The sequence below is a fragment of the Sphingomonas sp. genome (assembly GCF_036387535.1).
Taxonomy (GTDB): Bacteria; Pseudomonadota; Alphaproteobacteria; order Sphingomonadales; family Sphingomonadaceae; genus Sphingomonas_R.
In genome coordinates this window covers 1-8,858 of the sequence record NZ_DASVTO010000052.1, presented here as the reverse complement: position 1 = coordinate 8,858, position 8,858 = coordinate 1, and the positions used below count along the sequence as shown (strand labels likewise).

Below are 8,858 nucleotides of genomic sequence, written 5' to 3'. Positions count from 1 at the left end.
AGCCACGATGATCGCCTACAATGTGCTGGACACCGCCAAGCTGGCGCTCGGCGACGATGAGGCCGACAAGTTCAGGGCTGCCCGATACGACGAGGCAATGACGATGTCCGAGGCGGAGACGGACGCGCTTCGCACCGCTCTGCTCTACCAGGTGCCGACCACGTGGGCCGATGCGCTGATCCTGCAATACCACATCTACCTTGCGCACGACCTCTACACGCCTGGGAAGGAGCCGCCCTACGAACGGGCCGCGCTCATCGTCGCCATCGATACGCTGTTCGACTTCATGGCGACCGAGGTGAAGGCCGACCACGAGCAGATCGGGGATCAGTTCAAGCGGGGAACGATGCGGGTCTGGAACCGCCGCCGCTTCCGCTCAGTCGAACTGGAGGACTGAGACATGCCTGACAGCAACCAGCACGTCGTCCGCGAGTCGCTACTGCAGGAGGGCGTCTCCTGTGCCCTCGCCACGGTCCACGTCATCGCCGCCGCCGAGATGTTTCGGAACCTTCCCGCCGAGAAGCAGGCGCAGGACGAGCACAACCACGCCCTGTGGCTGCTCGCCATGCTGGAGGATCACCTCCGACGCATACAGTCCAAGGTGGATGAGATGGACAAGCTCGCCTCCGCCAGAACGGAGGACCGCTGACATGACGCACGCAGTTCCCCGTTTTCTCACGAGAGCCGACATCAACGGCCGGCCGGTCTCGTTCTTCTCTCCGCCGCACACGGAGCCTGACTTCCCGTGGGTCGATGTCGAGGAGCTGGCTGGGGCCTTCCTGGAAGTCGATGCCGCGAAAAGGATGGTGCAGCACGCGCACAACTTCGACCGCAACAGTCGGCCGGTGACGACCGCACGGAATGACGACAAGATTGCCACCATCATCCCTCATGCGTTTGCGCAGGGGTTGTGTGGTGCCATTGATCAATGGAACGGCTTCGCCGGGCAAGCCGAGGACGACACTGGACCCGCCCATGATGCCTATTGCCGGGCTGCGGGACACGTTGCAGCCGACCATTGGCCACTCGATCTCGATCAGCTGATCCACGCCTTTCGGAATCCGGGCGGCCCCTTCCTGAAGGAGGGCCGGTGACATGAGCGCCGCACCCGAACCCGCCAGCTTTAATCCAGTGGCATGGCTCTCCGACCTCGCTCAGATTGGCGGCGGCTATGCGCTGATGTCCGGCCGCAAGCTCGCGTTCCTGGTCGACGACTGCGATGGCGAGGTGCTCACCAGCGTCATGTCCCAGATCATCGGTCGGCCCGAACGGCAGGAGGCGATCAAGACCGCGATCGAGCGCCGGCAGATGGGGGAGGCAGCATGATGGGTCACGCCTTCACCACTCCCGCCGCCGCACCGCGCCGACGCCCTCGATGGCGCCGGACCCGCCGTCGGCAGTGGAGCGGGCCCAGCGACTTGGTCGGTATGCGCGCGATGTTTGCGGCCATCCCGTCCCTGCCGCGCGCTGAGCTAGCCCGCCTGACCGAGCACATGATCAACCGCATCGACGAAATCGATGGAGACCCGGACCTCGAACATCTGCTGGAGGATGACGAGGACGGGCACGACCACGAGAAGGAGGAAGCATACGACTAACGCGCTCATCTGGCCGTCGCCGCCGCCTATGCCGGCAGGACTGCGTCCCGCCCTCCGCACTCCGGCACACCGAGGCGGTCGCGGTTCTCCCGCGCGCGTCCATCGATTCGAGGAAAGCCACTCGCTTGCCGCGCAGTATGGCAACGATTGGTGGATCCCGATCTATCGACGCGCCTTCCCGACGCTGATGTCGGCAGTGGCGGTCGAGCATGACGGATGGGCGCAGCGCGGCGGCATTGACCGGCTGCTGACGCTCGCCTGCGGGCGCACCTACACGGTGGACGAGAAGATCAGGACCGAGGACTGGCCCGACGTGCTGCTGGAGCGCTGGTCGAACGAGGGGCTGCGCCGGCCCGGATGGGTGCAGAAACCGCTTGCCGCCGACTTCATCGCCTACGCCCACGCGCCGGCCGCGACCTGTGTGTTGCTTCCTGTGCCCGCGCTACAGCGTGCTTGGCGTCAGCATGGGCGGCAGTGGATCGGCCTATACGGACAGCGACGAGCGCAGAATCAGGGCTACACCACCGTCAGCGTTCCCGTGCCCCGGAGTGTGCTGATGCAGGCGATCGTGGAAGCGATGTTCGTCAGCTAGCCACCAGGTGGCAGCGAAACCAGCTGCTGATCTCCCGCCGATCGGTGGCTACCCTAGGCTGCTAGCCGTTCCAGTGCCGCATTTGGCACGGTGTCCTCGATCACGTTCGCGGCCTGTGACAGTATGCTCAGGTAGGCGCCGAACGACGCCTTGTCCTTTACAACCGCCACCGGGACGGGCTTCCGTTCCAGCAGGCTCAGGTCGTGGAACATGGTCGCGGACGAGTAGACCGAACTGTGGTGGTTAGACACGGCCTCGAATGCCATGTCCTTCCCGTCAACGTGGACAAGCGCGGAGACGCGCCACTTATGGCTCGACGCGCCTGCGATCTCTGCTTCGGGAACCACCTTCTGCGCGCCGAAGACGGCCACCAGCCGTTCGTAAAGATGAGCAGTTATTGCGGCTTCGCTTCGCTGAGCCACCCGCTCGCAGATCCTATGTGCTACTTGGACGGATGCGGCGGCCACGTCGGCCATCGCCCCGGCAAGCTGATCAACCGACGCCGAAACAGTGAAACCGCGCTTCCCCACGTCGATCCCAAATTGCTCAGCGACCGGGGCGGCGTTGCGGTTGAACAGGTTCTCCGCGCCGATCAGCTCGGCTTCCCGGTAGGCGAGCCCCGCGTCCGAGATCAGGAACTGGGGGCCGTTCTGCGCGACCTCTACGGTTGCGGCTGCACCGCTCGGATAGAAGATCGGGAGAGCCACACGGCTGACCTCGCCGTCGTGCCGGACCAGCAGCAGCGATCGCGCCGCGGCTTCCACCGTAGCGGCTCGATCAACTGCACGTGTCTCCGTCATCGTCATATCAGCTTCGGTGACCATTCCGGCGGGGGAATGATTTCTACGTTTGAGATTCTAAACACCGTCCTAGCAGCATCAATCAGCGCGCCATAGCTGTCTACCGCCTGGGAGAGCGGGGCGGCATAGGGCAGATTGTGCCGGCGCATGCGCTGTTCGACCTCCAACCAGTTCAGATCGAAGGGATGGACATGGTCGCCGACCAGCATCGTTCGATCGGGATTTCTATGCTGCAGCGATATTGGGCGCCAATCAAGGCGAATGAGGGGCGTGCGTGTGCGAACCCCGGGTGTCCCAATCTCCAGCTGGAACGTCACCGCAGCGTCCACGCGCTGCTCGTAGGCAATGCCCCGAAGCGCGAAGTCGACGACTGTCACGCCCTCGATCTCAAGCGGGACAAGGAAGCCGACTTGTCCGTCACCGGAGTTAGGCAGGGACCAACTCACCGGCCCGCTCAACAGCTTCCATTGCTCAACAAGTGGGTGGAACGGACCTGGCACGTTGGGCAGGCTGGGGCGACTACCCCTGCGGAGTCAACGGCTGACCCGATGTTTCCCCACTTGTCGCACTCTGTTCCAGCTTAGTTCACGGCGTTTCAGCGCGTATATTCCCCAACCATTACCCAAGCTACGTGGATAATGCCGCAAATCGGAAGCTAAGTATTTGTAAACGCTTGGTGACCCCTACGGGAATCGAACCCGTGTTTTCGCCGTGAGAGGGCGACGTCCTAGACCGCTAGACGAAGGGGCCATTGCTGGCGGAAGCGCGGCGTCTACGGGGCGGGGTGTTCGGCGTCAAGCGTGGCTGGCGCGATCGCGTGCAGGGCCTGGGTGGGAGCACCGAGCACGGCTTCGCGCGCGCGCAGGCTGGCTTGCAGGAAGATGGTCGGCTGCGCCACGAAGCGCTTGGGCGTGGTGCCCAGGAACGCGCGCGCGTCGCGCAGGAAGTGCGAGGCGTCGAAATAGCTCGGCGCGATCTTGGAATAATCCAGCGGCTCGCCCGCGGCGAGCAGCCGCGTGAGCGAGCGCAGGAACCGCGCGCGCAACAGCAGCAATTTGGGCGGGAACCCGAAATGCCGCGTCGACAGGCGACGCAGCGTGTGCGCCGGCAGGTTCAGCTCCGCCGCGATCCCCGCCAGCGGATCGGCCGGCTCGTCGACGATCATCCCCATCAGCCGGCGGATCAGCGGCGCATCGGCGTGATAGGGCCCCAGCCGCGCGCGAAAGAAGGCGTCCAGCGCGGCCTTGACCTGATGATCGCGGTCGGTGGCCGACAGCGCGGCGAACAAGGCGTCGGCCAGCTCCGCGTCGGCGGCCTCGGCCAGCGGCACGATGCGGTCGCGGTAGGTGCTGGCCGACTTGGCGAACAGCCGGGACCAGCCCAGCGCGCTCACGCCGATGCCGATCATCGTGCCGCCGTGGGTGACCGCACGCATCGCCTGGCTGGTGGGCCCGAACAGGGTGACGGCGGGTATCGGCGAATAGGTCCGTCGCCGGATCGTCACCGCGATCACCCCGGCGTCCAGAGCGATGCGGATGTTGGCGGTGCCGGGCAGGAACCAGTCGACCCGCTCGGCCGATCCTTGTGCGGAATAGACGTGATAGCCGGTGATCGAATCGGCGATATCGTCGGCCGGGCGGTCGTAACGGATCGCCAGGCCGGGCGGCATCGCGCACGCACGAGGGCTGACGGCCGGCAGTTCGGTGCCGCCTTCGATCACGCGGCTTTCCTGCGCTCCTTCAGTTCCTGGTTCAGCATTTCCGCCAACAGGAACGCCAGCTCGATGCTCTGCCCGGCGTTCAGCCGCGGGTCGCAATGCGTGTGATACCGGTCCGCCAGGTCCATCTGCGTCACGTCCATCGCGCCGCCGGTGCATTCCGTCACGTTCTGCCCGGTCATCTCGGTATGGATGCCGCCTGCCAGGCTGCCCTCGGCACGGTGCACCGCGAAGAATCCGCGCACTTCGGCCAGGATGCGGTCGAACGGCCGGGTCTTGTAGCCGGTGCTGGTCTTGACGACGTTGCCGTGCATCGGGTCGCAGCTCCACACCACCGGATGCCCTTCGCGCATCACCGCGCGCACCAGCCGGGGCAACCCCGCCTCGATCTTGTCATGGCCGTAGCGGGTGATGAGCGTCATCCGCCCTGGCACCCGCGCCGGATTGAGCGTGTCGAGCAGCCGCAACAGCGCATCGGGTTCCAGTGACGGCCCGCATTTCATCCCGATCGGGTTGCCGATGCCGCGCAGATATTCGACATGCGCCGATCCTTCGAAGCGGGTGCGATCGCCGATCCACAGGAAGTGCGCCGACGTGTCATACCAGTCGCCGGTCAGCGAATCCTGCCGGGTCAGCGCCTGTTCGTAGCGCAGCAGCAGGGCTTCGTGGCTGGTGTAGAAATCGGTCTGCGCCAATTGCGGTACGGTTTCCGGATCGATCCCGCACGCCGCCATGAATTCCAGCGCTTCGCCGATCCGGTCCGCGGTCTCGGCATATTTGCGCGCCCACGGGCTGCGTCCCATGAAATCGTGCGTCCAGCGGTGGACCTGGTGCAGGTTGGCATAGCCGCCTTGCGCGAACGCGCGCAGCAGGTTCAGCGTCGCGGCGCTTTGCGAATAGGCGCGGATCATCCGCTGCGGATCGGGCTGGCGCGCGGCATCGTCGAACGCGATATCGTTGACGATGTCGCCGCGATAACTGGGCAGCTCGACGCCGTCGATCGTTTCCATGTCGGTCGATCGCGGCTTGGCGAACTGGCCCGCCATGCGGCCCAGCTTGATGACCGGCAGCTTGGACGCATAGGTCAGCACGACCGCCATCTGGAGGATGACGCGGAACGTGTCGCGGATGTTGTTTGCGCTATGCTCCAGGAAACTTTCGGCGCAATCGCCGCCTTGCAGCAGGAATGCCTCGCCGGTCACCGCCTTCGCCAGATGCCCGGTCAGGTTGCGCGCCTCGCCGGCAAATACCAGCGGCGGATATTTGGCAAGCTGATCGCATGCGGCGTCCAGCGCGCCTGCATCCGGATAATGCGGCATCTGCCGGGCTTCGGCCCTGGTCCAGCTGTCCGGCGACCAATTCGCTGCCATGTTCCTTCGCGCCTTATGTCTTATTTCGGTGCCCTGCCCATGCGCCCGTTCGCGCGCCGCGGTCAATCACGGAAAAGCCCGCGCGGGGTTGTTGGCTGTCCGGGGCAGGGATATGGCCGCGCGATGCCGACGCGAACGATCGCCGCCTGCGCGCTGATGCTGGCGAGCGTCCCCGCCGCCGCCCAGGCGCCTGCGCCGGGCTTCTTCGCCGCCTTGCGCGACGTCGATCTGCGGATGGCGACGATCGCCTATCGGCTGACCACCGCCAATGCGGCCCTGTGCGATGCGCTGGCGCCGACGCCCGGCCTCGCGATCCATGCGATCGGCCAATATGCGCCGGACATGCGCGCCGACGCCCGCGCCGCTTTCGGCTTCGCGGCACCGGTCGCGGTCGAAGCGGTCGTGCCCGATAGCGCCGCGGCGCGTGCCGGCATCGCCGCCGACGATGCGGTGATCGCGGTCGCCGGCCAGATCGTGGCGGGCAAGCCCGGCAACACAGCCAGCAGCGCCCAGCGGGATGCGGTGCGCGCGCTGATCGCGGGGCAGCCGGCCGCGCAACCGCTCACCCTGACCTTGCTGCGTGCGGGCACGCGCTTCGATGCCACCGTCGCAGCATCGCCGGGGTGCCGCAGCGCGTTCGAAGTGCTGCTGGGACCGGGGATGGAAGCATCCGCGGACGGCGACCTCGTCCAGATCGGCTCGCGCTTTTTCGAACGCTATGACGATGCGCAGGTCGCCGTCGTCGTCGCCCACGAACTCGCCCACAACATCCTGCATCACGCCCGGCGGCTGGACGCGGCAGGGGTGAAGCGCGGCATGCTCGCCGAATTCGGCCGCAACGGGCGCCTGTTCCGCCGCACGGAAAACGAGGCGGATCTGCTCGGCATGTACCTGCTGCGCAACGCCGGTTACGATCCGGCCAGCGCCGTCACCTTCTGGCGCATGCACGGCAGCGATGTCGACGGCGGCCTGTTCCGCAGCCGGACGCATCCGTCGTCCGCCGCCCGCGCGCAGGCGATCGCCGACGAAATCGCCCGCATGCCGCCGAACGCGCCTATGCCATATGTGCCGCCGCTGCTCGCCACCCGCGCCGCGCCGCTTGAATAATGGGGCCGCCGGAACAAGCGCCTATCGCCGCCTGCGCGTGAGCCGCTCGGCGGCCAGCGGGCGCAGGCGCACGGCCAGGCAGATGATCGTCGGCCAGAACAGCGTGTTGATGATATCGGATGCCGTGTCGGGCCAGCGCCACGATCCGAATTCCAGCCGGTCCATGATCTCGTTGCCGGCTTCCGCCACCGCCACGAACGTCAGCGGCACGAAACTGCCCAGTGACCGCCCGGTCACCAGCCGCGCCAGCAGCAGGATCAGCATGCCGGCATGGATGTGCAGGATCGTGTCGGGCAGGCCGGTGCCGTCGCCGATCCAGTTGATGAACGCGTGATATCGGTCGGCAGCATGAGCGACGGTCAGGTGCGCCACCCTCAATATCCCATGTCGAGATCGACGACGTTGCGCATCGGCTTGCCCGCCAGGAACGCGGACAGGTTCTCCAGGAACAGCGCGGCGCCGCGCTGGAACATGCTGGTCTGGCTGTGTCCCGACAGGTGCATGGAAATCATGATGTTGGGTGCGCGCCACAGCGGATGGTCGGCGGGCAGGGGTTCGGGGTCGGTCGGGTCCAGAAAGGCACCTGCGATCGTCCCGGCTTCCAGCGCGGCGATCAACGCGGGCTGATCGATCATGTCGCCGCGCGCGATGTTGATGAGCCAGGCCGTCGACTTCATGGCCGCCAGCTCGTCCGCGCCGATCATCGCCTTCGTCGCATCGGTCGATGGCGCGGCCAGCACCACCCAGTCGAATTCGTCCAGCCGGGCGCGCCAGTCGTCGGGGCCGATCGCGCCGTCGCGCGCGCGCCGGGTGACGCCGGTCACGTCGACGCCGAACGCCGTCAGCCGATCGCCGATCAATCGGCCGATCGTGCCATAGCCGATGACGATCGCACGGCTGCCCGCCAGCTCGATCCTGCCCGGCGCCTCGCGGGTCCATTCGCGCGCATCGTGCAGCCGCACCACCATGTCGAAGCGCTTGGCCGCAGCCAGCATCCCCAGCATTGCATATTCCGCGACCGCGATGGCGTTGATGCCCGATCCGTTGGTCAGCACCGCACCGCGCGCACGCACCACGTCCAGCGGGAACGCGTCGAGCCCGGCGTAGATGGTCGACACCCATTTCAGCCGCGTCCCCGCCGCCCGGATTGCCTCTGCGACCAATTCGGTCGGCTGCATGTCGACCCACGCCAGATCGGCGTCGGCGATCATCGCGTTCGCTTCGGCCGGGGACGCGAACCACGCCACGTCCAGATCGGCGGGCAAGTGCGGCGCCATCAACGCGCGCGCCGCGGCGGGCAGGACGGCCTTCATGCTTTCGCCTCCTGATCGCCCGCCCGATCGCCCGCCCGATCCGTCGACCAGTCCCAGCCCAGCGGATCACCGTCCATCACCTCGACTCCGGCCGCGGTCAGCTCGCCGCGAATCGCATCCGATCGGCCGAAATCCTTGGCGGCGCGCGCTTCCCGACGCGCCGCCAGCCGGTCCGCTATGGCCGCTTCGTCAATCCGCGCCTCGACAGGCCGGATGCGCAGGTCGCCGCGCGTCAGGCTCGTCAGCATCAGGCCCAGCAGCGACTCGGCCTCGGCAAGCCCGGCCAGCCGATCGGCGGGGGACAGCGCCTTGTCGGCCTGCATCTCGTCCAGCACGGCCAGCGCGCGCGGGGTGTTCAGGT

14 protein-coding genes and 1 tRNA gene are annotated in these 8,858 nt (G+C 66.7%); 7 read left to right on the top strand and 8 right to left on the bottom strand.

Annotated features, from left to right (window positions below; all coding sequences use genetic code 11):
* The 6 genes from VF649_RS04380 to VF649_RS04355 form a co-directional block, all read left to right on the top strand.
* A partial coding sequence (locus VF649_RS04380) for a hypothetical protein (RefSeq protein ID WP_331010738.1) occupies window positions 1-397 on the top strand: 397 nt, incomplete at its 5' end.
* Between the two features lie 3 nt (window positions 398-400).
* Window positions 401-649, top strand: coding sequence for a hypothetical protein (locus VF649_RS04375; RefSeq protein WP_331010737.1), 249 nt, complete (start codon window positions 401-403; stop codon window positions 647-649).
* A 1-nt stretch (window position 650) separates the two neighbouring features.
* Window positions 651-1,094: a hypothetical protein gene (locus VF649_RS04370; RefSeq protein WP_331010736.1), complete on the top strand. Its 444-nt coding sequence runs from the start codon at window positions 651-653 to the stop codon at window positions 1,092-1,094.
* A 1-nt stretch (window position 1,095) separates the two neighbouring features.
* A complete protein-coding gene (locus tag VF649_RS04365; protein WP_331010735.1) occupies window positions 1,096-1,326 on the top strand; it encodes a hypothetical protein in 231 nt (76 codons plus the stop codon).
* The gene (locus tag VF649_RS04360) at window positions 1,326-1,598 is read left to right on the top strand and encodes a hypothetical protein (protein WP_331010734.1); all 273 of its coding nucleotides are present in this window, start codon (window positions 1,326-1,328) and stop codon (window positions 1,596-1,598) included. The genes VF649_RS04365 and VF649_RS04360 overlap by 1 nt, the downstream gene beginning before the upstream one ends.
* Before the next feature lie 28 nt (window positions 1,599-1,626).
* Window positions 1,627-2,190: a hypothetical protein gene (locus VF649_RS04355; RefSeq protein WP_331010733.1), complete on the top strand. Its 564-nt coding sequence runs from the start codon at window positions 1,627-1,629 to the stop codon at window positions 2,188-2,190.
* A 53-nt stretch (window positions 2,191-2,243) separates the two neighbouring features.
* Here VF649_RS04355 and VF649_RS04350 read toward each other — a convergent pair whose 3' ends face one another.
* From VF649_RS04350 to VF649_RS04330, 5 genes are all read right to left on the bottom strand, one after another.
* On the bottom strand, window positions 2,244-3,014 hold the full coding sequence (locus tag VF649_RS04350; RefSeq protein ID WP_331010732.1) for a hypothetical protein: 771 nt from the start codon (window positions 3,012-3,014) through the stop codon (window positions 2,244-2,246).
* Window positions 2,993-3,367, bottom strand: a complete 375-nt coding sequence (locus VF649_RS04345) for a hypothetical protein (protein ID WP_331010731.1) — start codon at window positions 3,365-3,367, stop codon at window positions 2,993-2,995. Before VF649_RS04345 ends, VF649_RS04350 begins: the two co-directional genes overlap by 22 nt.
* Window positions 3,368-3,664: 297 nt before the next feature.
* Window positions 3,665-3,740, bottom strand: a tRNA-Glu gene (locus VF649_RS04340).
* A gap of 22 nt (window positions 3,741-3,762) precedes the next feature.
* Complete coding sequence (locus VF649_RS04335; RefSeq protein ID WP_331010730.1) at window positions 3,763-4,710, bottom strand: helix-turn-helix domain-containing protein; 948 nt, start codon at window positions 4,708-4,710, stop codon at window positions 3,763-3,765.
* Complete coding sequence (locus tag VF649_RS04330; RefSeq protein ID WP_331010729.1) at window positions 4,707-6,077, bottom strand: class II 3-deoxy-7-phosphoheptulonate synthase; 1,371 nt, start codon at window positions 6,075-6,077, stop codon at window positions 4,707-4,709. Before VF649_RS04330 ends, VF649_RS04335 begins: the two co-directional genes overlap by 4 nt.
* Before the next feature lie 123 nt (window positions 6,078-6,200).
* Between VF649_RS04330 and VF649_RS04325 the strand changes: the two genes are divergently transcribed.
* Window positions 6,201-7,184, top strand: a complete 984-nt coding sequence (locus VF649_RS04325) for a M48 family metallopeptidase (protein ID WP_331010728.1) — start codon at window positions 6,201-6,203, stop codon at window positions 7,182-7,184.
* A gap of 21 nt (window positions 7,185-7,205) precedes the next feature.
* Here the strand turns inward: VF649_RS04325 and VF649_RS04320 are convergent, their stop codons facing one another.
* From VF649_RS04320 to VF649_RS04310, 3 genes are all read right to left on the bottom strand, one after another.
* Entirely contained in the window at window positions 7,206-7,556 is a 351-nt protein-coding gene (locus VF649_RS04320) for a hypothetical protein (protein ID WP_331010727.1), read from the bottom strand.
* Between the two features lie 2 nt (window positions 7,557-7,558).
* Complete coding sequence (locus VF649_RS04315) at window positions 7,559-8,497, bottom strand: D-2-hydroxyacid dehydrogenase (protein WP_331010726.1); 939 nt, start codon at window positions 8,495-8,497, stop codon at window positions 7,559-7,561.
* Window positions 8,494-8,858: CysS/YqeB C-terminal domain-containing protein (locus VF649_RS04310; RefSeq protein WP_422663737.1), on the bottom strand; the 365-nt coding region annotated here is incomplete at its 5' end. The genes VF649_RS04310 and VF649_RS04315, both read right to left, overlap by 4 nt.

Excerpts from the sequence above, each read along its gene's own strand:
- VF649_RS04350 (WP_331010732.1), bottom strand. The coding sequence starts at position 3,014 with ATGGTCACCGAAGCTGATATGACGATGACGGAGACACGTGCAGTTGAT.
- VF649_RS04360 (WP_331010734.1), top strand. The coding sequence starts at position 1,326 with ATGGGTCACGCCTTCACCACTCCCGCCGCCGCACCGCGCCGACGCCCT.
- VF649_RS04355 (WP_331010733.1), top strand. The coding sequence starts at position 1,627 with ATGCCGGCAGGACTGCGTCCCGCCCTCCGCACTCCGGCACACCGAGGC.
- VF649_RS04315 (WP_331010726.1), bottom strand. The coding sequence starts at position 8,497 with ATGAAGGCCGTCCTGCCCGCCGCGGCGCGCGCGTTGATGGCGCCGCAC.
- VF649_RS04325 (WP_331010728.1), top strand. The coding sequence starts at position 6,201 with ATGCCGACGCGAACGATCGCCGCCTGCGCGCTGATGCTGGCGAGCGTC.
- VF649_RS04330 (WP_331010729.1), bottom strand. The coding sequence starts at position 6,077 with ATGGCAGCGAATTGGTCGCCGGACAGCTGGACCAGGGCCGAAGCCCGG.
- VF649_RS04370 (WP_331010736.1), top strand. The coding sequence starts at position 651 with ATGACGCACGCAGTTCCCCGTTTTCTCACGAGAGCCGACATCAACGGC.
- VF649_RS04375 (WP_331010737.1), top strand. The coding sequence starts at position 401 with ATGCCTGACAGCAACCAGCACGTCGTCCGCGAGTCGCTACTGCAGGAG.
- VF649_RS04365 (WP_331010735.1), top strand. The coding sequence starts at position 1,096 with ATGAGCGCCGCACCCGAACCCGCCAGCTTTAATCCAGTGGCATGGCTC.